This is a genomic window from Salinibacterium sp. AL4.1 (genome assembly GCF_059767305.1).
In genome coordinates, this window is the sequence record NZ_JBSOQK010000001.1 from 268,772 (window position 1) to 291,800 (window position 23,029).

A 23,029-nucleotide genomic window follows, 5' to 3' on the forward strand; every position below is an offset into this window, starting at 1 on the left:
GCGTTCTAGACACGATTGCCGCTCAATACCTCAGCAAGGAACTGACCAGTGTGGCTGCCAGCGACCTTGGCTACCTTTTCGGGCGTGCCGGTGGAGAGCAACTCGCCGCCGCCAGATCCACCCTCAGGACCGAGGTCGATAAGCCAGTCTGCCGACTTGATGACGTCCAGGTTGTGCTCAATGACGATGACAGTGTTGCCTTTGTCGACGAGTCCGTTAAGTACGAGGAGGAGCTTACGTACATCCTCGAAATGCAGGCCAGTCGTCGGCTCGTCGAGCACATAAATACTACGGCCCATGGAACGCTTCTGCAGCTCAGTCGCAAGCTTGACGCGCTGGGCTTCACCGCCCGAGAGAGTGGTCGCGCTTTGGCCAAGCCGCACGTAGCCGAGTCCGACATCTTCCAACGTCTTTAGGAAACGGTGGATGCTGGAGATCGCCTCGAAGAACTCGGCGGCCTCGCTGATCGGCATATCGAGAACTTCAGCGATGTTCTTCGCTTTGTACTTCACGGCGAGCGTGTCGCGGTTGTACCGGGCTCCCCCACACACTTCACACGCGACGTAAACGTCGGGCAGGAAGTTCATCTCAATCTTGATCGTGCCGTCACCCGAGCAGTTCTCGCAACGGCCGCCCTTGACGTTGAAGCTGAAGCGACCGGGAAGATACCCACGCGCCTTAGCGTCCGCGGTCTCAGAGAAGAGAGTTCGAATCTTGTCGAAGACTCCTGTGTAGGTGGCAGGGTTCGATCGTGGTGTGCGGCCGATCGGGTTTTGATCTACGTGCACAACCTTGTCAAGGTTCTCAAGGCCAGTAACGCGTGTGTGCTTTCCCGGAATCTGGCGTGCGCCGTTGAGCTCGTTAGCGAGCACCTTGTACAAAATGTCGTTGACGAGACTGGACTTTCCCGACCCGCTCACCCCCGTCACCGCCGTGAAGGTTCCCAAGGGGAACTTGACCGTAAGGTTCTTGAGGTTGTTCGCCTTGGCGCCTTCGACCACAATCTGACGGTTCTTATCGACGGGGCGGCGCTTCTTTGGCGTCTCGATAGCCTTTCGCCCCGAGAGGTAATCAGCCGTAATCGAGTTCTTGTTTTTAAGTAGGTCTGTGTACGAGCCAGAGTGAACGACTTCTCCACCGTGCTCGCCGGCTCCCGGCCCAATGTCAACGACCCAGTCCGCTGTACGAATAGTGTCTTCGTCGTGCTCGACCACGATGAGCGTGTTGCCGAGGTTTTTCAGCTTTACAAGCGTCTCGATCAGTCGGCGGTTGTCACGCTGGTGCAGGCCAATGCTGGGCTCATCGAGCACGTAGAGGACTCCGGTAAGGCCGGAACCGATCTGGGTTGCCAATCGGATGCGCTGTGCTTCTCCGCCGCTCAGCGTAGCTGCTGCGCGAGCGAGATTGAGATAGCTCAGCCCGACTTCAACCAAGAACTCGAGGCGCAAACGAATTTCACGCAGCACTTGTGCGGCGATCCGAGCATCACGATCGGAGAGCTCCAGTTCCTTCATGAAGCCGTAAGCATCAATCAAGCTGAGCTCGCAGATATCCGAAATGCTGTTATCAGCGACCGTGACAGCTAAGACCTCAGGCTTGAGCCGTTTTCCGTCGCAGACAGGGCACGGAATCTCTCGAAGGTACGCGGCATAACGCTGACGCTGCACGTCAGTCTCGGCCTCGAGATATTTACGCTCAATGTACGGAATAACGCCTTCGAAGCCGGTCGAGTACTTCATCTCACGGCCGTAACGGTTCTTCCATTTGACCGAGACCTTGAAGTCGTTGCCGCGAAGCACGGCCTCCCGAACATCTTCGGGCAATTCGCCCCACGGGGTGTCCAAAGAGAAATCGAGATCACGAGAGAGGCCATCGAGTAGCTTTTCAAAGTAGTTATAAAGGCCCTTACCCGCCTGAGCCCACGGAAGAATCGCGCCTTCAGCAAGGCTCACCGAGTCATCGGCAACGAGTAGTTCGGCGTCGATCGACATGCGAGTACCGAGCCCTGAACACTCCGGGCAAGCGCCGAAAGGAGCGTTGAACGAAAACGTACGTGGCTCGATTTCGGTGAGTTGGACGGGGTGGTTATTCGGGCACGATAGTTTTTCGGAGAACGAACGCCAGGCGGCATCGCCCTCTTCGTCCACAAAGTTGATCGCAACGGTGCCGTCGGTGAGGCGAAGCGCCGTTTCGAGGGAGTCGGTGAGACGGGTCAAGATATCGTCGCCAGCGACCAGACGATCGACGACAACGGAGATGTCGTGTTTGATCTGCTTCTTAAGCTTGGGTGGATCACTGAGCTGCACAACTTCGCCGTCAACAATGGCACGAGAGTAACCGCTCGACGCGAGTTCTGCGAAGAGATCGACGAATTCGCCCTTCTTCTGCGAGACCACGGGGCTCACCACTTGGTAGCGCTTGCCTGTCTCAAGCTTCATGAGCTGGTCAGCGATCTGCTGCACCGATTGGCGCTCGATCTTTTCACCACAAACAGCGCAATGCGGGACACCGATGCGGGCCCACAAGAGCCGCATGTAGTCATAAATCTCTGTGATCGTGCCGACAGTAGAGCGAGGGTTGCGGTTGGTCGACTTCTGATCGATCGACACCGCAGGGCTCAAGCCCTCAATGAAGTCGACGTCGGGTCGATCCACCTGTCCCAAGAACTGGCGGGCGTAGGCCGAGAGAGACTCAACATAGCGTCGTTGACCCTCCGCGAAGATCGTGTCGAATGCAAGACTCGACTTACCCGAACCAGACAGGCCGGTAAAGACGACGAGAGAATCGCGCGGAATCTCCAGGTCGACGTTCTTGAGATTGTGAACCCGAGCGCCACGGACGCTGAGGTGAGAATTGGGGATCGACTGTGCAGTAGTCACTCTTACTATTCTACGGAGACCACTGACATTGCCTGTACGTTCACCGTGTAGCGCGAGCAGCAACCGGGATAATGGCACCATGCACATTGCGCACGTCACGAGTTTCTTCACTGCTCCCGCGCTCGGCCCGTCGAGCGCGGTCCGCTCTCGCGGACTCGCTTACCGAGCATCAGGCCACGAGTTTACGGTCATTGTTCCGGGTAAAGAGGCATCTGTGGCGTGGGCTGAGTACGGCACGGTTATTACGGTTCCCGCTCGTGGACGCTCGCTATCTCGTGGTTTTGTGCCGATAGCGAAAGCAATTCGGCATGCACTTGAGAAGCTTGTTCCCGATCACATTGAGGTCGCCGATCGCCTGAGCGCTCGTGAAATCGGGTCGTGGGCGCGACACAACCGTGTCCCCGCGATTTACGTTGTCGACCCGTCAAGCAAAGCTGTGCCCAGCATCCATGACCTCGTCGGTTATGACCGCGTACTGAGTGTGGCTCCGGTCGCTCAGGAACTCGGGCGGCCAGAAACTGCGCCGAACTCGGCACAGGATGGTAGCGACACCGCTCGCGCAGCACATAAGCCAGCTGTCGCAGCAACAGCTAGCGGCGATGAATTGGTTTACGCCCCGGCGGGCGTAAATGTGGAGGTGTTCTCGCCGCTTCGCCACAACAGCACCCTGAGAGATTCAAGCGATGCCGACCTCGTCCTTCTGTGCGCAACGCCCCTCACCTCCGCCGGTATGCCGGCCCTCGCCGTCGACGTGGTGAAGCGGCTCGTTGCAGCCGGCGAGAATGTCCATCTGGTGATGCTGGGAGATGGACCGCTTCTGGGACGCCTGGAGCGCAGCACTGTCGAGCTGCCCGTACAGTTTCTGAGCGCAAGCGATCTAGAGCTCGCTGAACGTGCCGAAGTTTTCGCCACTGCTGACATCACCCTAGTGACAGTCGGAAACCATCACGGTCATGCGGTTGCGTTGGAGTCGCTCGCCTCAGGAACGCCCGTTGTTGCAACCAGTGCCTGCAGCCCGTTGCTCCAATTTGTCGACGGTGGCGGGCTCGCAGTCGAGCCGGACCTGACCCATATCGAACACGCACTGCGCATCATTCAGGGTGAGCCGGTCGAGAATAGGCGAGATGCTGCGCGGTCTACCGCGCTCCGCTATGACTCCACCGAATCAGAGCGAACTCTTCTCGCTCTCCACGAATCGCTGTGCAACGAGGAAGAGTAGCCGCTCCTCGCGTCAAGGCACTTACAACCGCTGCGAACGCGTTCGACGGCGGCGCGCACCGGCCGCTATTTCAAGTGACCGGCCTGCTCCATCTGCCGCAGTTCTTTCTTGAGATCTTGAACTTCGTCGCGCAGTCGAGCTGCGAGTTCGAATTTCAATTCGGATGCTGCTTGCAGCATCTGTTCGTTGAGGTCTGAAACTATTTGTTCGAGATCGTTGCCGCCCGCGGCCGCGATCCCTTCACGCTTGAGGTTCGGAGTCGGAGCGCGCTTCTTGCCGTCCCGGCTGCGTGTGGCGAGAAGTTCAGCGGTATCTGCACCTTCGCGGAGCAGCGCATCAGTGATGTCAGCAATCTTCTTTCGAAGAGGTTGAGGGTCGATTCCGTGTTCGGTGTTGTAAGCGATCTGCTTTTCGCGGCGCCGGTCGGTTTCTTCGATTGCGAAAGCCATCGAGCGCGTCACCACGTCGGCGTACATGTGCACTTCGCCCGAAACGTTACGCGCCGCTCGACCAATGGTCTGGATGAGGGAGGTCGACGAGCGGAGGAAGCCTTCCTTATCGGCGTCAAGAATTGCCACGAGCGATACCTCGGGAAGGTCGAGACCCTCACGAAGCAAGTTGATGCCGACGAGCACGTCGTAGACGCCTTGGCGGAGTTCTGTGAGCAGTTCAACTCGGCGCAGCGTATCTACATCCGAATGCAGGTAGCGCACTCGAACACCGTTTTCGGAGAGGAACTCGGTGAGCTCTTCTGCCATCTTCTTCGTGAGCGTAGTCACCAAGACGCGCTCGTTCTTCTCCACCCGCACCGTGATTTGTTCGAGCAGATCATCGATCTGCCCCTGTGACGGCTTGACGATGATCTGGGGGTCGATGAGACCCGTGGGGCGGATGACCTGCTCAACGATGGAGTCAGTGATTCCGAGTTCGTACTTACCGGGTGTCGCCGAAAGATAAACTTTCTGGCCCACCCGTTCGAGAAATTCTTCCCACTTGAGCGGTCGGTTATCGAGAGCGCTGGGGAGGCGGAAGCCATGCTCCACCAGAGTGCGTTTGCGAGAGGCGTCGCCCTCGTACATCGCACCAATTTGCGGCACCGTAACGTGCGACTCGTCGAGCACAACCAGGAAGTCATCGGGGAAATAGTCGAGCAAACAGCTTGGCGGCTCCCCCGGTTGGCGGCCGTCCATGTGCAGCGAGTAGTTCTCGATGCCGTTACAGAATCCGATCTGTTCCATCATTTCGATGTCGAACGTCGTGCGCATTCGAAGACGCTGTGCTTCGAGAAGCTTTCCCTGACGTTCAAGGACGGCAAGGCGTTCTGCCAGTTCTTCTTGAATCGAGACGATCGCCGTCTTGATTGTTTCTGGGCTGGCCGAATAGTGCGTACCGGGGAAGACGGAAACTGAGTCCATCTTCTTCACGATTTCGCCCGTGAGCGGGTGGAGCGAGTAGAGGGCTTCGATCTCATCGCCGAACATCTCGATGCGGATAGCCAACTCTTCGTACACCGGGATGATTTCAATAGTGTCGCCACGCACTCGAAAATTGCCCCGGGAGAAGTCGTAGTCGTTGCGCTGGTACTGCATGCCGACGAACTTGCGAATGAGCGCCTCGCGATCGATGCGCATGCCCACCTGCAGAGCAATCATCGCTTCCAAGTAGGATTCTGCGGCGCCCAATCCGTAAATGCTTGACACCGTCGAAACCACGACCGTGTCGCGGCGGCTCAGTAGCGAGTTCGTAGTGGAGTGACGGAGTCGCTCAACCTCGGCGTTTACCGAGGAGTCTTTCTCGATGAAGGTATCTGTCTGAGGAATGTAGGCCTCAGGCTGGTAGTAATCGTAATAAGACACGAAATACTCGACAGCGTTGTTGGGCATCAGATCGCGGAATTCGTTAGCAAGTTGAGCCGCGAGAGTCTTGTTGTGCGACATGATGAGCGTCGGACGCTGCACCTGCTCGATTAGCCACGCGGTCGTTGCCGATTTACCAGTACCGGTAGCACCCAACAGCACGATGTCTGTTTCGCCCGCGTTGATGCGCTGAGCCAATTCCTTGATCGCTTGAGGCTGGTCGCCCGAAGGCGAGTACTCGCTGATCACCTCAAAAGGACGCACAGATCGAGTTGGTTGCATCCCTCAAGTGTAAACAAGGGCACTGACAACGAGCCTGAAAGTCGAGCGTCTGGCGCACGCTTAGGGCGAACGCACCAGCTTGTTGTGGAGTTCGTGCCACACGTCATCCGCTCGCGCAACGGTGCTCTCTAAGTCGTCACCCGAATCGACGACGAAGTCGGCAATGGCACGCCGTTGATCACCAGTTGCTTGCGACGCAACGCGACGCTTTGCTTCGCTGGGATCCATATTCCGATGGGTGATGAGCCGTTGCACTCGGCGCTCCGCATCGGCCTCGACCGTTACGACCGCCTCGAACTTCGCCAGTGGCTGACCAGACTCCACGAGCAGCGGCACATCGTAGATGACGAACACGTCAGGGTTTTGCTCGGCGGCCTGTTCGAAGCGTTGATGCGCAAGAGCGCTAATGGCGGGATGCGTGATCGCGTTCAGCGCTTCGCGCGCTTTCGCATCGTCAAAGATGTGTGCCCCCAGTGCTTGACGGTCGAGCGCGCCGTCGCTTCGCAACACCTGCTCGCCGAAACGGTCCGCGATCGCACTGAGCGTGGGTGACCCCGGCTCCACGACTTCTCGTGCCAACGCATCCGCATCGACAACGACGGCTCCGTGCTCCGCCCAACGCGCCGCGACGGTCGATTTACCCGAGGCAATACCTCCAGTGAGCGCTATCAAATGCATGCCCTAATGCTAGCCTCAGCCTGTCGAAAGGAGCTGCGGATGCTCGAAATTCTCACCGGTAGCGGACTCGCTGTGGCGGCCGGTCTTAACGCGTACATACCCCTGCTCGTGCTCGGGGTCGCGGGTCGAACGCTAGATTTCGTAGAGTTGCCCGGCGCCTGGGTTTGGCTCGAGAATCCTTGGGTGATTGCAATCCTCGGCGTGCTTCTCGTCGTCGAGGTCATCGCCGACAAGGTGCCAATGGTTGATTCAATCAACGACTGGATCCAAACCATCGTCCGACCGGCAGCCGGCGGAATCGCTTTTGGGACCGGGGCTGCCTCAGAAACAGCGGTTGTTACCGACCCCGCATCTTTCTTCTCGTCGAGCGCCTGGGTGCCCGTCGTGATCGGAATAGTACTCGCGCTGGGTACCCATGCCACGAAGATGGCTGCTCGGCCGGTGCTCAATGCGGCAACAGCCGGGGTAGCCGCGCCGGTCGTGAGCACTGTCGAAGACATCAGCAGCGTTGTGCTCAGTCTTCTCGCGCTGATCGTCCCGGTGATCGGCACGATCGCGCTCGTGGGACTTATCGCTCTGCTTGTGGTGAGAGTGAGACGAGCCCGTCGGGTTAAGGCTCAGATTTCTTAGCGCCCAGACAGACGCCGCCTTAACTGACTGTGGCCAGCCTCCCGAAGGAGACTGGCCACAACGTTCAGCTAGGTGCTACTAGTTGTTGCTCGAGAGCTTCTCGCGAAGAGCGGCGAGAGTCTCGTCGTCTGCGAGCGTTCCCGCGCCTGCACTCGATGCAGCGTCGTCGTTCGAGAACGAGGATGCTCCGGCGGGTGCGCTGCTGATCGATTCTTCCTGAATCGCTGCGGCGGCAACCTGCTTCTTGTGCTGTTCCCAGCGACCCTGGGCAGCAGCGTAATCCTGCTCCCACTTCTCGCGCTGCGACTCGAAGCCGTCTTTCCACTCGTTGGTCTCGGGGTCGAAGCCGTCCGGGTACTTGTAGTTACCCTGGTCGTCGTACTCCGTGAGCATTCCGTAGAGAGCCGGGTCGAACTCGGTACCCTCGGGGTCAACGCCCTCGTTGGCCTGCTTGAGGCTCAACGAGATACGGCGACGCTCGAGGTCGATGTCGATGACCTTGACGAATACTTCGTCGCCAACCGACACAACCTGCTCGGCGAGTTCAACGTGCTTACCCGAAAGCTCGGAGATGTGCACGAGGCCCTCGATGCCGTCTGCGACGCGAACGAACGCACCGAACGGAACGAGCTTGGTGACCTTACCGGGAGCAACCTGTCCGATTGCGTGGGTGCGGGCGAATACCTGCCACGGGTCTTCCTGCGTTGCCTTGAGCGACAGCGACACGCGCTCGCGCTCGAGGTCAACCTCGAGGATTTCAACGGTAACTTCTTGGCCAACTTCAACAACCTCTGAAGCGTGCTCGATGTGCTTCCACGAGAGCTCAGAAACGTGGACGAGGCCGTCTACGCCGCCGAGGTCAACGAATGCACCGAAGTTGACGATCGACGAAACGACACCCTTGCGAACCTGGCCCTTGGCGAGGTTGTTGAGGAACGAAGTGCGGCTCGCCGACTGCGTCTCTTCAAGGAGTGCACGGCGCGACAGAACAACGTTGTTGCGGTTCTTGTCGAGCTCGAGGATCTTGGCTTCGATCTCCTGGCCGAGGTACGGCGTGAGGTCACGAACGCGGCGCAGCTCGATGAGCGATGCCGGGAGGAATCCACGAAGTCCGATGTCAACGATGAGTCCACCCTTGACGACCTCGATGACCGAACCGGTGACAACGCCATCCGATTCCTTGATCTTCTCGACGTCGCCCCAAGCACGCTCGTACTGTGCGCGCTTCTTGGAGAGGATGAGGCGGCCTTCTTTGTCTTCCTTCTGGAGAACGAGGGCCTCAACGGTGTCACCAACGTTGACGACCTCAGTGGGGTCAACGTCGTGCTTGATGGAAAGTTCACGAGAGGGAATGACACCCTCAGTCTTGTAACCGACGTCGAGGAGAACCTCGTCGCGGTCGATCTTGACGACGGTACCTTCGATAAGGTCACCATCGTTGAAGAACTTCAGCGTCTTTTCGACCGCGGCGAGGAAATCTTCAGCAGATCCAATGTCATTGATGGCGACCTGCTTGGGTGCCTTGTCGGTCGTTGCGTTTGTCATGTAGTAGTTGCTCCGGTATGGGTCACGCTTCGAGAAGCGAATAATTGGGCCGCCGACGAAATGAATCTTGTGGATCGCCGAAGGCAGGCGAATAAGAAGTCGCAATTGCGACACTCCAGCCTAGCCCTTCGAAGCCCACAAAACCAACCATTATGCGCCGGTATTTCGCGGATGTCGCTTCACCCGCATCCGCCGTGGACCGATACTCGCGCACCGCCAGTGACGACCGTGGGTTTACGACGCCGAGTATGGGGCCAAAAGTGCTGCACGGAGCGTGTCGAGACCGACGCCGCCGACGTTAAGAGCTCGCCGGTGGAACTCTTTGAGATCGAAGTCCGCACCCTCGTTGGCGTGGCACTCGTCTCGCAACTGTTCCCAAATACGCTGGCCAACTTTGTAGGACGGGGCTTGCCCTGGCCACCCGAAGTAACGGTTCACTTCGAACCGCACGTTTGCGGGATCCAAAGTCACGTTGTTCGTCATGAAATCGAGCGCATAGTCCCAATCCCACACGCCAGAACCCGTGAGCTTGGGCTTGCCGAGGTGTACACCGATGTCAAGAACTACCCGCGCCGCCCGCATCCGCTGGCCGTCGAGCATCCCAAGACGATTCGCAGGGTCGTCGAGGAAGCCCAGATCACTCATGAGTCGCTCGGCGTAGAGTGCCCAGCCTTCGGCATGACCCGAGGAGCCGGCCAGCTGACGCCGATACGTGTTGAGCTGATCGCGGTTGTAGACAGCCTGAGCAATCTGGAGGTGGTGGCCGGGAACGCCCTCGTGATAGACGGTCGTTGCCTCGCGCCAGGTCGTGAACTCCGTCACCGATTCGGGAACAGACCACCACATGCGGCCGGGGCGCGAGAAGTCATCGCTGGGGCCGGTGTAGTAGATGATTCCATCGTGCGTGGGGGCAATCATGCACTCGAGAGCGCGCATCGGTTCAGCAATGTCGAAGTGTGTGCCAGCCAGCGCCTCGATCGCTTCATCGCTGAGCTTCTGCATCCACTGCTGCAGAGCATCCGTGCCGTGAAGGGTGCGGGACGGGTCAGCGTCGAGAAGCTCGATCGCTTCGGCAATCGAAGCACCCGGCTTGATCTCGTGAGCAATCTCCTGTTGCTCGGCCGTCATGCGCGCAAGCTCTTCGATTCCCCATTCATAGGTCTCGTCTAGATCGATTTTCGCGCCGAGGAACGACTGCGACTGCAGCGCGTACAAATCACGACCGAATGCATCCTGCGAAGTTGCGTTCGGTGCCAGTTCGTCTGCCAAGAAGTGTTCGAGCTTCTGATAGCTGGATGCTGCAGCCGCTGCGCCCTCCGACAGTGCGGAGTTGAGCGTGCTGCTGCCACCTTCCGCGGCGGCTTGGGCGATGAATGAGTCGAAGAACCCGCCGGGAGCAGCGATTTGGCGCGCTTGAGCGATCACTTCAGCGACTTGACGCTGGGCAGGGACGACTGAACCTTCGATTCCGTGACGAAGCGTTGCTATGTAGCCGTTGATCGCCTCGGGGATGTTGTGGAGGCGCTCGGCGATGACAGACCAATCCGCTTCAGTCGCGGTGGGCATTAGGTCAAGAACGCCCCGAATATCTTGAGCTGGGCTAGCGAGGTTGTTGAGATCGCGTTTCCACAGTTGAGCGGCATCGGAATCGAGATCAAGCTTGAGCGTCGAGACCATCTCTGTCTTGGTCACGACGTCAACGTCGTCAACGATCGTTGCCGCTTCTAGACGCGCCAGCACTTCGCGGGTAGCCGTGACTACATTCGCGTGACCTTCAGGCGAGTAGTCGGCATAGCCCGAGTGCTCCCCCGGCGAACCGATGTAGGTTCCAATAGCGGGGTTCAGCTCCACCAGCTTCTCTACCCACGCCTCGGCGATTGCGTCGATCGGTGTGGCCGCACGAGGTGCATGGTGGGCTGCTGCAGATGAGATGTTCGTGTCTGACATCGGTGTCGGGCTCCTTCACGTTGCCGGGGTGGGTGTATTAGTTGTCGAGTTCGCTTGCGAGCAACTGAGCGAGAGAATCCAGAGCGGGGTCGGCGCCCTCGTCGTCGGAACTGAGAGTGATCGAATCTCCGTAGCCGATACCCATCGAGAGCACGCTGAGGATGCTGCCTGCGTTCACGGTCTTGCCCGCGGCATCCGTCAGCATCACTACAACGCCGCACTCAGCGACCGCCTGCGCGAACACCGAAGCGGGGCGGGCGTGCAGCCCCACTTTCGAACCAACAGTGACTGTTCTGCTATTCACATCTGCTCCTTCGTGGGGTGCGCGTGTTGCTCGTGCATACCGGGTGCGGGGTACGGCGTCGGCCGCTGGCGCGCTTAGTGCGCGGCAGCGTCCCAGTTGTGGCCCGTTCCGATTTGTACATCGAGCGGAACCGTCAGCGACGCAGCCCCTGACATTCGCTCATGAACGAGTGTAGTCATTCGCTCGAGTTCTCCCCCAGCGATTTCAAAGACCAGTTCGTCGTGCACCTGAAGTAGCATGCGCGATCGAAGCCCTTCGCTGCGAATGTCTGCATCGATCTGCAGCATTGCCCGCTTAAGAATGTCGGCTGCCGAGCCCTGAATAGGCGAATTCAGGGCCTGACGTTCCGCGTTATCCCGCAGAACACGATTCTTGGAGTTGAGGTCTCCGAAGGGACGGCGGCGGCCGAAGATTGTCGTGGTGTACCCGTCGACTCGAGCCTGCTCAACTACGTTACGCAGGTAGTCACGCACTGCGCCGAAGCGAGCAAAGTAGTCAGTCATCAGCGCCTTGGCTTCACTGGTCTCGATACGCAACTGCTTACTCAACCCGAACGCACTCAATCCGTAGGCGAGCCCGTACGACATCGCCTTGACCTTGGTGCGCATTTCGGCGGTGACGTCTGCCGGCTCGACGCCGAAGATGCGAGAGCCGACGAAACGGTGGAGGTCCTCACCCTCGTTGAAGGCTTGAATAAGGCCCTCATCCCCGGAGAGGTGTGCCATGATGCGCATTTCGATCTGCGAGTAGTCCGCAGTGAGGAGCGTGTCGAATCCCGCGCCCGCTTCGAACGCCGCGCGAATCTGTCGCCCTGTGGCCGTTTTGACCGGCACGTTCTGCAGGTTGGGGTCGTTCGAGGCAATGCGTCCCGTGCTGGATCCGGCCTGCTCGTACGTCGTGTGAACACGACCGGTGTCATCGATCGCTTTCTCAATTCCGGTGATTATCTGAACCAACTTGGTCGCATCACGATGTTGAAGCAGCAGGTCAAGGAAGGGGTGCGGTGCTTGTTCTTGGAGATCGGCGAGACTGGCAGCATCCGTCGAGAACCCCGTTTTGTTGGCACGAGTTTTCGGCATTTCGAGCTGGGTAAACAGCACGTCTTGAAGTTGCTTGGGGCTACCGAGATTGATCTCGCGCCCAATCACGTCAAACGCATTCCGGGCGACGTCAGCCGCAGTCGTACTGAGCGACGAGCTGAGATCAGTGAGCAGCTGGCGGTTGACGGCGATTCCCGTGCGCTCCATCTGCGCGAAGACGGGCACAAGCGGCATTTCGATGTCGGTGAGAACCGTAAGGGACCCCTCGTCGAGGCGCGACGCAAGGTACTCCGCTAGCCGCACGACGTACCACGACTTCGTTGCTGGACTCATCTCTTCGGTTTCGGGGACCAACTGGTTGGGATCGCCCTGCTCGATCGTTTCGCCGAGGTAGTTGTAAACCTGTGCCTCAAGCTCTTCGGGCTTACCACTCGGTTTGAGCACCCAGGCTGCCAACATGGTGTCGAACGCGACACCGGCAATGTTCAGACCCGACTCTGCGGCTATTTTGAGTTGCGTCTTGGCGGAGTGCATGAACTTGGGAGAATCACTCGCGAGCCAGGTCGTGAGCGCCTCGTAGTCGGGCCGATCAGCAGCCCAAGGAACGAACGCTGTCTCGGTAGCTGTCGCGAGCCCTAGCCCGGTGACTACACCGTCCACGCTCGTGACTGTGAGCCCGAGCGGCGCCGTGTTGTCTTTGCTGTTGGTAGAAATCCATTTAGCGAGCTCTTCGTCGACCATGGTTCGGACGGCGGGAATGGCCGCCGCGTCATCAACGGCGTCGGATGATGCCTTGGCCGTCGCGTCGTCGCCGCGTTCAGCTGCAGCGATCTTCATTACTCGCTGCAGCAACGTCTTGAACTGCAGACGATCGAATACCTCGCGGACGGCCGTCTCGTCGATCGGTCGGCGGTCGAGGTCTCCAACGCTCACGGGCAAGTCGACCGTGGTGAGCAAGTGGTTGAGCTTGCGGTTACGCACGGGACGATCAATCTGATCGCGGAGGTTTTGCCCAACGACACCCTTGATCTCGTCAGCGTGGGCGAGCACCTCGTCGAGGGAACCGTACAGATTGACCCATTTGACAGCGGTCTTCTCCCCCACCTTGTCGACGCCGATGAGGTTGTCGCTGGTCTCCCCGACGAGTGCTGCGACATCCGAATACTGATGAGGTTCGACGCCGTAACGCTCGAACACAGCATCACGGTCGTAACGCTTGAGCTCAGAAACACCGCGAGCGTTCGGGTAGAGCAAGGTGACGTTGTCATTGACCATTTGAATCGCATCGCGGTCACCTGAGACCACGAGTACTCGATAGCCATTCTCCGAACCCTCGTGAGCCAGAGTGGCGAGAATGTCGTCGGCTTCAAAGTCTTCTTTGCTGAGCGTCTGAATGCCCATGGCCTTGAGCGCTTCCTCAAGAAGCGGTATTTGACCGACGAACTCGACGGGCGTCTCGCCGCGAGTTCCTTTGTACTCGGGATACTCACGGGTACGGAAGGAGTACCGCGAAATATCGAAGGCGACCGCCAGATGCGTTGGTTTCTCGTTCTGAAGAAGAGAAATCAGCATCGACAAGAAACCGTGGATGGCATTGGTGTGCTGCCCCTCGCGGTTCTGAAAACTGTCGACGGGGAGCGCATAAAACGCTCGGAAGGCCAGCGAGTGGCCGTCAATGATCATAAGAGTAGGCTTTTGGGAATCCGACACGCAGCCAGCCTAGCCGGGGCTGCCGACAGCGGAAACGGCCCAACAAGAAGGACACCCTCTGTGAAGTACCCCGAGACCCTAGATCCTGAACTAATTGCTCGCCTCGTTGAGTCTGGTGGCGGATCACTCACCCGAAAAATGGGCATCGAATTTCTCGAGCTGGGCGCTGAACGCTCCGTGGCGACGATGCCAGTGGAGGGCAACACCCAAGTAATCGGCATCCTTCACGGCGGAGCACACGTCGTGCTCGGAGAGTCCTTGGGCTCGATTTCGTCCGCGATCCACGCCGGACCTGGGCGCATCGCCATGGGGATCGAGATTAACGCGACTCATAGCCGGTCCGTGCGCTCCGGCGTCGTGACCGCGACCTGCACTGCGCTTGCGCTGGGGCGCACATTAGCGACTCACGAGATCGTCGTTCGCGATGAGGAAGAGCGCCGCCTCTCCACGATCCGGATTACGAACATCCTGAAAGATCGCCCCACGTCGTAACCACGGGCGTGTCGCACGCGTGAGAAAAACGAAAACCCGGTTCGCCTCGCTATCACGAGGCGGACCGGGTTTTTGGTGAAGCGTCTACTTCTTGGCGCTCAACTGGTCGATGATCGCCTGCGAAACATCGTGCATCGTGAGACGGCGGTCCATAGAAGCCTTTTGAATCCAACGGAACGCGTCTGGCTCGCTGAGGCCCATCTTCTCGTTGAGGAGGCCCTTGGCGCGGTCGACGAGCTTTCGCGTTTCGAAGCGCTCGACGAGGTCGCTGACTTCAGCCTCGAGGGTGATGATCTGGGTGTAGCGGCTGAGAGCGATCTCGATCGCAGGCAGCAAGTCGTTGGGGGTGAAGGGCTTGACCACGTAAGCCAGAGCACCGGCCTCAGAGGCGCGCTCCACAAGCTCCTTCTGGCTGAACGCCGTGAGAAGCACAACGGGAGCAATGTGGTTGGCGCTCAGGCGCTCGGCTGCGGAGATTCCGTCGAGCTGCGGCATCTTGACATCCATGATGACCAGATCGGGGCGCAGCTCGGTGGCAAGGGCGACAGCGGTCTCGCCGTCACCGGCTTCTCCGACAACCTCGTAGCCGGCATCCCGCAGGATTTCGACAATGTCCATGCGGATGAGCGACTCGTCTTCGGCAACGACAACGCGGCGAGGAGCAGTTTGATTGGTGTTTTGGTCAGTCACAGAGCCAAGCCTACGGTATTCTAATCAGCGTTGTAGTCAGCCGAATTGGCGGAATGGTAGACGCGGAGCACTCAAAATGCTTTGTTCGAAAGGACGTGTGGGTTCGAGTCCCACATTCGGCACAACAAACAAGGGAAAACCGGGAGCAGTTCTGCTCCCGGTTTTTTCTCGTTAACGAACTCTGCGGCACGAACTCGAAAGTTCGTGCCGCAGAGAGGCCTCAGAAGCGTCGTGACGCTACTTTGTAGCCCAAGCCGGCGCCTTGGCGTTGACGGCATCGCCAATGACGTGCACGCGCAGGTCGTTGGTGGAACCGGAGATTCCGGGAGGGGAACCCGAAATCACGACGACCTTGTCGCCAACCTCTGCGAGTTCCTGGCCGAGAAGAATCTCATCAACCTGGCGATACATCTCATCGGTGTGAGTAACACGGTCGACAATGAACGATTCGATACCCCAGATCAGCGACATGCGGCGCTGAATCTCCGGGCTCGGAGTGAACGCCTTCATCGGGATGCGGAAGCGCAAACGCGACATACGACGAGCCGAGTCACCTGACTCGGTGAAGACACAGACGAACTTCGCCTCCACGAACGACGCGACATCTGCGGCGGCCAACGTGATGGCACCGCCCTGCGTCTTCGGCTTGGTTCCGAGCTCTGCAATACGGTCGAGACCGTGTTCTTCGGTCGACTCCACAATCTTCGCCATCGTCTGCACGGTGATGACGGGGTACTCCCCCACGCTGGTCTCACCACTGAGCATGACAGCGTCAGCACCATCGAGGATGGCGTTAGCAACGTCAGAAGTCTCGGCACGAGTTGGCACGGGGCTCGAAATCATCGACTCAAGCATCTGCGTCGCGACGATAACGGGTTTCGCCATGCGACGAGCGAGCTCGACAGTGCGCTTCTGAACGATCGGCACTGCCTCCAGCGGAAGCTCAACACCAAGGTCACCGCGAGCGACCATGATCGCGTCGAACGCGTCCACAATGGCTTCGAGGTGATCGACAGCCTGCGGCTTTTCGATCTTGGCGATGACGGGAACGCGGCGGCCTTCTTCGTCCATGATTTCGTGGACGCGGACGATGTCTTCCGCGTTGCGCACGAATGAGAGTGCGATGAGGTCAGCACCGAGCTTGAGACCCCAACGAAGGTCGTCTTCGTCTTTTTCCGACAGAGCAGGAACGTTGACGGCTACCCCGGGAAGGTTGATTCCCTTGTTGTTCGACACTGCGCCGGCAACAACGACCTCAGTCGTAACGACGGTGTCAGTCGCGGAGACAACCTTGACCTTGACCTTGCCGTCATCGATCAGCAGGAAGTCGCCGGGGGCGACGTCTTGGGGCAGGCCCTTGAACGTCGTGCCGCAGATTTCACGGTTACCCACGATGTCTTCGATCGTGATTTTGAAGATGTCGCCAACCGCGAGGTCGTACGGGCCGTCTTCGAACTTGCCGAGACGAATCTTGGGACCCTGAAGGTCAACCATCACCGCTACCGGCTTGCCGGCATCCTGAGCGGCGCGACGAACGTTCGCGTAGACCTCTTCGTGCACGGCGTAGCTTCCATGGCTGAGGTTCATTCGGGCAACATCGACACCTGCATCGATGATTGCCCTGATGTTCTCGTAGCTCGACGTAGCCGGGCCGAGTGTCGCGACGATTTTAGCGCGTCTCATATCTTCCTTTGACGGGTTAGTGGTGGTGGTGGTGGTGGTGGAACTCTTAGAGCGTCATGCCGCGATCGTCCGGGCGAACGGGGAACGGCAATTGCGTCTCCCCCTCAAGGTAGCGATCAACAGCGGATGCCGCAGCCCGACCTTCAGCGATTGCCCACACGATCAGCGACTGGCCACGACCGGCATCTCCGACGACGTAGACGCCGGGGGTGCCGCTTTCATAGTTGTCGTCGCGCGTGAGGTTGCCGCGATTGTCGGCCGCGAGCGGAAGCTGCTTGTCGAGAGTGTCAGTTTCGGGCCCGGTGAACCCGAGAGCCAGCAGAACGAGATCCGCAGGGATCTCGCGCTCGGTGCCTACCTTCGGTACACGGCGGCCGTCAACGAACTCAGTTTCGGCGACACGAATAGCGCGCACTTCGCCAACCGAGTTCGTCAAGAATTCAACGGTGGACGCCAAGTACTGGCGTTCGCCCCCCTCTTCGTGGGCGCTAGAGACCTCGAAAAGCGTAGGCGTGAGCGGCCAGGGTTGGTGTTCGGGGCGCTCGCTCGGAGGTTGAACACCAATGGCGAGGTTCGTGACCGAGAGCGCGCCCTGACGGTGAGCGGTGCCGATGCAGTCAGCACCCGTGTCTCCACCGCCAAGAACAACGACGTGCTTGCCCTCGGCCGTTACCTGTTCGCTCACGGAGTCGCCCGCGACTGCGCGGTTGGACTGAACCAGGTATTCCATGGCGAAATGAACGCCAAGAGCGTCGCGTCCCGGAATCGGCAGGTCGCGGGGCACGGTGGCGCCGGTAGCAACCACAACAGCGTCATAACGTGAGCGGAGATCGCTCCACGAGATGTCGACTCCGATGTTGACACCGGCACGGAAACGCGTTCCCTCTGCCTGCATTTGAGCGAGCCTCGACTCGATGTGGCGCTTCTCCATCTTGAAGTCTGGGATTCCGTAGCGCAACAGTCCGCCAATGCGATCTTCGCGCTCGAAAACAGCGACAGTGTGGCCTGCGCGAGTGAGCTGTTGAGCGGCAGCGAGTCCCGCGGGGCCCGAGCCGACAACGGCAACAGTCTTGCCCGTCAAGCGTCCGGGCGGGTGGGGCGTGACGTTGCCATCAGCGAAAGCCTGATCGATGATCGAAACTTCGATTTGCTTGATCGTGACTGCCGGCTGGTTGATTCCCAGTACGCACGAGCTCTCGCACGGTGCCGGGCACAAACGTCCCGTGAACTCCGGGAAATTGTTGGTGGCATGGAGACGCTCGATCGCTTCGGCACTTTCGCCGCGACGCATGAGGTCGTTCCACTCCGGAATCAGGTTGCCGAGCGGGCAGCCCTGATGACAGAACGGCACGCCACAGTCCATACAGCGACCAGCCTGCCGAGCCAGCTGGCCCGACTCTTGCTGCTCATAGACCTCTTTGTAGTCCATCAGTCGGAGACTGACGGGGCGCCGCTTCGGAAGCTCGCGCTCTTGAACCTTGAGGAATCCCTTGGGATCAGCCACCGGTAACCTCCCTAATTCGTGCCCAGGTAACGTCCCCGTCGGGGTCGAGTCCCTCGGCTAATGCAGTCTCTCGAGTCTGAATGACGGCCGCGTAATCACGAGGCGTAACCTTCGTGAATTGGGCTGCCGTGGCATCCATATCGGCCAGCATGCTTTCGGCAACTACTGACCCGGTCTCTTCGAGATGACGTTCGAGCAGATCCTTGACGATTTCAATATCGGCACTGCCGAGGCCGCTCAACATGAGCTCCCCTGAACTCAGGGAGTCACCGTTGACACGTTCCTCGCGGAGCTGGTGGATGTAAGCGGTACCGCCCGACATTCCCGCGCCCAGGTTGCGGCCAGTGGCGCCAAGAATCAGCACCAGCCCACCCGTCATGTATTCGAGCGCGTGGTCGCCGACGCCTTCGGCAACTGCGGTAGCGCCTGAGTTTCGCACCATGAAGCGCTCACCGACTTTGCCGCGGATGAAGATGCTGCCGCTGGTGGCACCGTAACCGATGACGTTTCCGGCGATGACGTTCTTCTCCGCAGCGAACACGCTGGTGAGGTCAGGACGCACCACAACTGAGCCGCCCGACAATCCCTTACCGACGTAGTCGTTGCTGTCACCATAGAGCTTGATCGAGATGCCGGCGGGGACGAACGCTGCCAGGGACTGACCGGCAGAACCGTGCAGGGTGATCGAGATCGTATCCGCGGGCAATCCGTGCTCGCCATGGCGGCGGGTTACTTCGTGACCCAGCATCGTTCCGACCGCTCGATCGGTGTTGCGAACAGCCAGATCAATCTCGACCGGCTCCTTGTTCTTTAAAGCGGCCTTGCTCAACTGGATGAGCTGCTGATCGAAGTGCTCAGCGAGTTCGTGATCCTGCTCTACGGCATGGGTGCGAGGCTCAGCGTCACTGAACTCGGGACCATCGAATACCGGCGACAAGTCGAGGCCGTCAGTCTTCCAGTGCGAAACGGCACGGTCAACATCCAGCAGTTCACTGTGGCCAATCGCTTCTTCCAACGTGCGGAAGCCAAGCTCTGCGAGGTACTCGCGCACCTCTTGAGCCAAGAACTCGAAGAAGTTCACGACGAATTCAGGCTTGCCGGTGAAGCGCTCCCGCAACTCCGGATTCTGAGTTGCAACGCCAACGGGGCACGTGTCGAGGTGACAGACGCGCATCAGGATACAACCCGACACAACGAGAGGAGCCGTAGCGAAGCCATACTCTTCAGCGCCCAAAAGGGCACCGATAATGACATCGCGGCCGGTCTTCATCTGGCCGTCAACCTGCACCACGACGCGGTCGCGCATGCCGTTGAGCATGAGCGTGTGCTGGGTCTCAGCCAAACCGATCTCCCAGGGCGTGCCCGCGTGCTTAAGCGAGTTCAGTGGGCTCGCGCCGGTACCGCCATCGTGGCCGGAGACCAAGACAACATCGGCCTTAGCCTTCGTGACACCGGCAGCAACCGCGCCAATGCCCTTCTGGCTGACAAGCTTGACGTGAACGCGCGCCGAGGGATTCGAGCGCTTGAGATCGAAAATCAATTGCTTGAGGTCTTCGATTGAGTAAATGTCGTGGTGAGGCGGCGGCGAAATGAGACCGACACCGGGAGTACCGTGACGCGTGCGAGCGATCCACGGGTAAACCTTGCCAGCAGGTAGTTGCCCACCTTCACCGGGCTTTGCTCCCTGAGCCATCTTGATTTGGATGTCATCGGCGTGCGTTAAGTACATGCTCGTAACGCCGAAGCGGCCAGAAGCAACCTGCTTGATGGCACTACGACGGGTCGGGTCAAGAAGACGGTCGACGTCTTCGCCACCCTCACCCGTGTTGGAACGCGCACCCAACTGGTTCATCGCAATAGCGAGCGTCTCGTGCGCTTCCTTGCTGATGGAGCCGTAGCTCATGGCCCCCGTGCTGAAGCGCTTCACGATGCTCGACACCGGCTCGACCTCGTCAATCGAGATGGGCGTACGCTCATCCTTCTTGAACTTAAAGAGGCCACGCAGAGTCATCAAGTTTTCGGCCTGCTCATCAACCTTGGAGGTGTACTCCCGGAAGATGTCGTAGCGCCGGTTACGCGTGGCATGCTGCAGCTTGAACACTGTTTCGGGGTTGAAGAGATGCGGTGGGCCTTCACGGCGCCACTGATACTCGCCACCCGTGTTCAAGCGCTCGTGGACCGTAGGCGCGCGATCTTCGGGGTACGCAGCGATGTGACGCTCTGCATTTTCACGAGCGATAACGTCGAGCCCGATACCACCGAGGATGCTCTTCGTGCCGGTGAAGTACTGATCAACGAACGCCTGCGAGAGGCCGACAGCTTCGAAAGCTTGCGCACCTGCATAGGAGCTCACCACTGAGATGCCCATCTTGGACATGATCTTGAGTACGCCCTTACCGAGCGCAGTGATGAGGTTGCGAACAGCCTTCTCAGGCGTGAGTCCTGTGATGGTGCCGTTGCGGACGAGTTCTTCCGCTGACTCCATAGCGAGGTAGGGGTTGATGGCGGAAGCACCGTAACCGACGAGCAGCGCGACGTGGTGAACTTCCCGAACGTCACCAGCCTCGACGATCATTCCGACCTTCATGCGCTCTTGCTGACGAATGAGGTGGTGGTGCACGGTCGCAAGCATGAGCAAGGACGGAATAGGCGCGAGGTCTTTGTTCGAGTCACGGTCAGAGAGAACGATGAACTCAGCGCCAGCGGCGATAGCAGCATCAGCCTCAGCGCACATCTCGGCGAGCCGGGATTCCATTGCGGAGGGGCCTGCATCAACGCGGTACAGCCCCTTGATAGTCGTCGAAAGACGACTACCGGGGTGCGGTTCGATGTGCTGGATCTTGGCGAGCTCGTCGTTGTCGATCACGGGGAACGGCAGCGCGACTTGCTTGGCGTGCTCCGGCGTTGCGTTCAACAGATTGCGCTGCGGACCAATGCCCAGCGCCATCGAGGTAACGACAGCCTCTCGAATGGAGTCGAGAGGCGGGTTTGTGACCTGCGCGAACTGCTGAGTGAAGTAGTCGAAGAGCAGGCGTGGGCGCTGTGAGAGCACAGCAATCGGAGTATCCGACCCCATGGCGCCCAACGGCTCGGCGCCGAGCCGCGACATGGGCTCGATGAGGATTCGCACCTCTTCTTCGGTGTAACCGAAGGTGCGCTGACGACGGGTGACCGACGCGGGTGTGTGCACGATGTGCTCGCGTTCAGGCAGCTCTTCGAGGGCAATTCGACCGCTCTCGAGCCACTCAGCCCAGGGCTGCGACGCAGCGAGCTCTGCCTTAATTTCGTCATCTTCGATCAGGCGTCCAGCGGCTGTGTCAACGAGGAACATCTTGCCGGGGCGTAGACGTCCCTTACGAACAACCTTCGTTGGTTCGACGTCAAAGACGCCGATCTCGCTCGCGAGAACAACGAGACCGTCATCCGTCACCAAGTAACGTCCGGGGCGAAGTCCGTTGCGGTCGAGAGTGGCACCCACGAGGGAGCCGTCGGTGAAGACAAGGGCGGCAGGACCATCCCACGGCTCCATGAGCATCGAGTGGTACTCGTAGAACGCTCGACGACGCGGGTCGGTATCGGTCTGGTTCTCGTAGGCTTCGGGAACCATCATCATCATGGCGTGCGGCAATGAACGGCCAGCCAAGTTGAGCAGTTCGACAACCTCATCGAACGAAGCCGAGTCACTGGCGCCCGGAGTGTTGACCGGAAGAATATCCTTGATATCGCCAAAGACCGCGGACTCGAGCTGAGACTGACGGGCGCGCATCCAGTTTCGGTTTCCCTGCACGGTGTTGATCTCGCCGTTGTGAGCGACCATGCGGAACGGCTGCGCAAGCGGCCAAGAGGGGAACGTGTTTGTGGAGTACCGCGAGTGCACAAGCGCAAGCTTGGACGCGAAGCGCTCGTCTGACAGGTCAGGGTAGAACGGCTCGAGCTGAAGCGTCGTAACCATTCCCTTGTAAGTAATCGTGCGGCACGACAACGAGGGGAAGTACACGTGAAGCTCGCGCTCGGCGCGCTTACGCAGACGATAGGTCTGGCGATCAAGGTGGATGCCACGAAGCGTGCCCTTGAGATCGACCCGCTTCGACTGCAAGAAGAGTTGCTCAAACGCGGGCATAGCGCCGCGCGCCAGCGAGCCAAGCTCTCCCGGCTGGATCGGAACGTCGCGCCAGCCGAGAACGGTGAGGTCCTCTTCTTCAGCGAGTTTCTCGATGCCCTCTTTAACCTCCGCGCGTGCTGCGCTGTCGAGGGGCAAGAACGCGATGCCGGCGGCGTAGCGGCCCTCCGTAGGCAGCTCGAACTCTACGACGTCGCGGAAAAACGCATCCGGAATTTGGAGCATGATGCCAGCACCGTCACCGGTACCGGCGTCGGAACCGACTGCGCCACGGTGTTCGAGATTACGCAGCGCCTCGAGGGCGGTCGCAATAATGTCGTGCCCGGGGGTGCCACGCAGGGTCGCCACCATGGCGAGCCCGCAGGCATCTTTCTCGTTTGTTGGGTCGTACATCCCCTGTGCTGCAGGGATTGATCCAAAGCGTTCAAAGGGTGGGGTAACAGCCATGCC

At 59.4% G+C, this 23,029-nt stretch carries 14 protein-coding genes and 1 tRNA gene; 4 read left to right on the forward strand and 11 right to left on the reverse strand.

Annotated elements, in window-relative coordinates; all coding sequences use genetic code 11:
• Positions 1–5: 5 nt before the first annotated feature.
• The gene (gene uvrA, locus ACWTV3_RS01385) at positions 6–2,879 is read right to left on the reverse strand and encodes an excinuclease ABC subunit UvrA (RefSeq protein WP_498476508.1); all 2,874 of its coding nucleotides are present in this window, start codon (positions 2,877–2,879) and stop codon (positions 6–8) included.
• Between the two features lie 79 nt (positions 2,880–2,958).
• Here uvrA and ACWTV3_RS01390 point away from each other — a divergent pair, with 79 nt between their 5' ends.
• Positions 2,959–4,098 (forward strand): glycosyltransferase, encoded by a 1,140-nt coding sequence (locus ACWTV3_RS01390; protein WP_498476510.1) that lies wholly within the window; start codon positions 2,959–2,961, stop codon positions 4,096–4,098.
• Between the two features lie 65 nt (positions 4,099–4,163).
• On the opposite strand, the gene uvrB is transcribed toward ACWTV3_RS01390, so the two are convergent.
• Together uvrB and coaE are read right to left on the reverse strand one after the other, a co-directional pair.
• Positions 4,164–6,236, reverse strand: coding sequence for an excinuclease ABC subunit UvrB (gene uvrB / locus ACWTV3_RS01395; protein ID WP_498476511.1), 2,073 nt, complete (start codon positions 6,234–6,236; stop codon positions 4,164–4,166).
• A gap of 60 nt (positions 6,237–6,296) precedes the next feature.
• Complete coding sequence (gene coaE, locus ACWTV3_RS01400) at positions 6,297–6,914, reverse strand: dephospho-CoA kinase (protein WP_498476512.1); 618 nt, start codon at positions 6,912–6,914, stop codon at positions 6,297–6,299.
• A gap of 39 nt (positions 6,915–6,953) precedes the next feature.
• On the opposite strand from coaE, the gene ACWTV3_RS01405 reads away from it, so the two are divergent.
• The gene (locus ACWTV3_RS01405) at positions 6,954–7,544 is read left to right on the forward strand and encodes a DUF4126 domain-containing protein (RefSeq protein ID WP_498476513.1); all 591 of its coding nucleotides are present in this window, start codon (positions 6,954–6,956) and stop codon (positions 7,542–7,544) included.
• A gap of 78 nt (positions 7,545–7,622) precedes the next feature.
• On the opposite strand, the gene rpsA is transcribed toward ACWTV3_RS01405, so the two are convergent.
• The 4 genes from rpsA to polA all read right to left on the reverse strand — a co-directional run bounded on the left by rpsA (position 7,623) and on the right by polA (position 14,063).
• Positions 7,623–9,089 (reverse strand): 30S ribosomal protein S1, encoded by a 1,467-nt coding sequence (rpsA, locus tag ACWTV3_RS01410; RefSeq protein ID WP_100389304.1) that lies wholly within the window; start codon positions 9,087–9,089, stop codon positions 7,623–7,625.
• Between the two features lie 234 nt (positions 9,090–9,323).
• Positions 9,324–11,036, reverse strand: coding sequence for a DUF885 domain-containing protein (locus ACWTV3_RS01415; RefSeq protein WP_498476514.1), 1,713 nt, complete (start codon positions 11,034–11,036; stop codon positions 9,324–9,326).
• A gap of 37 nt (positions 11,037–11,073) precedes the next feature.
• Positions 11,074–11,340, reverse strand: coding sequence for an HPr family phosphocarrier protein (locus ACWTV3_RS01420; protein WP_498476515.1), 267 nt, complete (start codon positions 11,338–11,340; stop codon positions 11,074–11,076).
• 74 nt (positions 11,341–11,414) lie between these two features.
• Complete coding sequence (gene polA / locus ACWTV3_RS01425; protein WP_498476516.1) at positions 11,415–14,063, reverse strand: DNA polymerase I; 2,649 nt, start codon at positions 14,061–14,063, stop codon at positions 11,415–11,417.
• Between the two features lie 87 nt (positions 14,064–14,150).
• Here polA and ACWTV3_RS01430 point away from each other — a divergent pair, with 87 nt between their 5' ends.
• Positions 14,151–14,582: a PaaI family thioesterase gene (locus ACWTV3_RS01430; RefSeq protein WP_498476517.1), complete on the forward strand. Its 432-nt coding sequence runs from the start codon at positions 14,151–14,153 to the stop codon at positions 14,580–14,582.
• 84 nt (positions 14,583–14,666) lie between these two features.
• Here ACWTV3_RS01430 and ACWTV3_RS01435 read toward each other — a convergent pair whose 3' ends face one another.
• Positions 14,667–15,272 (reverse strand): ANTAR domain-containing response regulator, encoded by a 606-nt coding sequence (locus tag ACWTV3_RS01435; protein ID WP_100388959.1) that lies wholly within the window; start codon positions 15,270–15,272, stop codon positions 14,667–14,669.
• Positions 15,273–15,311: 39 nt separating this feature from the next.
• On the opposite strand from ACWTV3_RS01435, the gene ACWTV3_RS01440 reads away from it, so the two are divergent.
• Positions 15,312–15,394: transfer RNA gene (locus ACWTV3_RS01440), tRNA-Leu, on the forward strand.
• A 115-nt stretch (positions 15,395–15,509) separates the two neighbouring features.
• Here ACWTV3_RS01440 and pyk read toward each other — a convergent pair.
• The 3 genes from pyk to gltB are packed head-to-tail and all read right to left on the reverse strand — an operon-like array spanning position 15,510 to position 23,026.
• The gene (gene pyk, locus ACWTV3_RS01445) at positions 15,510–16,955 is read right to left on the reverse strand and encodes a pyruvate kinase (RefSeq protein WP_498476518.1); all 1,446 of its coding nucleotides are present in this window, start codon (positions 16,953–16,955) and stop codon (positions 15,510–15,512) included.
• 46 nt (positions 16,956–17,001) lie between these two features.
• On the reverse strand, positions 17,002–18,459 hold the full coding sequence (locus ACWTV3_RS01450) for a glutamate synthase subunit beta (protein WP_498476519.1): 1,458 nt from the start codon (positions 18,457–18,459) through the stop codon (positions 17,002–17,004).
• Positions 18,452–23,026, reverse strand: a complete 4,575-nt coding sequence (gltB, locus tag ACWTV3_RS01455; protein WP_498476520.1) for a glutamate synthase large subunit — start codon at positions 23,024–23,026, stop codon at positions 18,452–18,454. The genes ACWTV3_RS01450 and gltB overlap by 8 nt, the downstream gene beginning before the upstream one ends.
• Positions 23,027–23,029: the final 3 nt, after the last annotated feature.